This is a genomic window from Pseudomonas sp. KB_15 (assembly GCF_052114525.1).
Classification (GTDB): Bacteria; Pseudomonadota; Gammaproteobacteria; order Pseudomonadales; family Pseudomonadaceae; genus Aquipseudomonas.
Window position 1 is genome coordinate 1 of sequence record NZ_JBFREX010000130.1, and the last position, 579, is coordinate 579.

Sequence of the window (579 nt, forward strand, 5' to 3'; positions counted from 1 at the left end):
GCTGACGCCCGTCCACGTGCGGCGCTGGCACCTCTTCTGGCTTGATCAGCAACTGGATCTCCCAGTCGTACTCGTAGCCGATGAAGGCACGCACCCATTCGACCAGTGTGCGCAAGTCTTCGCCACGCGGCGCAAGCCGCTGGTAGTGGAGGAAGTCGAGCGGGCCGATCACAAGCCGGAACTTGTGCTGCCGGTCAGCAATCTGCTCGCCGAGCATCGCCGCCTCGCCCATGAAGGACGAAGCGCCCGGGAGCCCCAACCGGCAATGGCCGGACGCGTCGACGCGAATCCAGTGCGGCACGTACTCCTCGACCGCAATCGGCACATCGAAGTACTGCGACAGCGTGGCCGCGATGCCCTCAGGGTTCCGGGCCTCGCGCACAATGTGCGCCGACGCGCCGTAACGGGCGTGGGTAGGCAGGCAGCTCTGGCGCGCTTCGTCCTGATCCGTTCCCATCAGGCTGGCGACGTAGAACGAGAACCGCTCCTCGTCAGGCCGGTCGAGTGCGGCGGTGGACTGGCCCGCAGCCCAGGCGCGATAGAACAGCGACAGTGCGCGATGGTGGAACAGGTCGGCGA

Annotated in this window: 1 protein-coding gene; it reads right to left on the bottom strand. The window is 66.5% G+C overall.

Going from position 1 to position 579, the window contains the following annotated elements; translation table 11 throughout:
* Positions 1–579 (bottom strand): type VI secretion system baseplate subunit TssG (tssG, locus tag AB4Z35_RS30040; protein ID WP_442101165.1); only part of this gene is annotated, 579 nt, incomplete at both ends.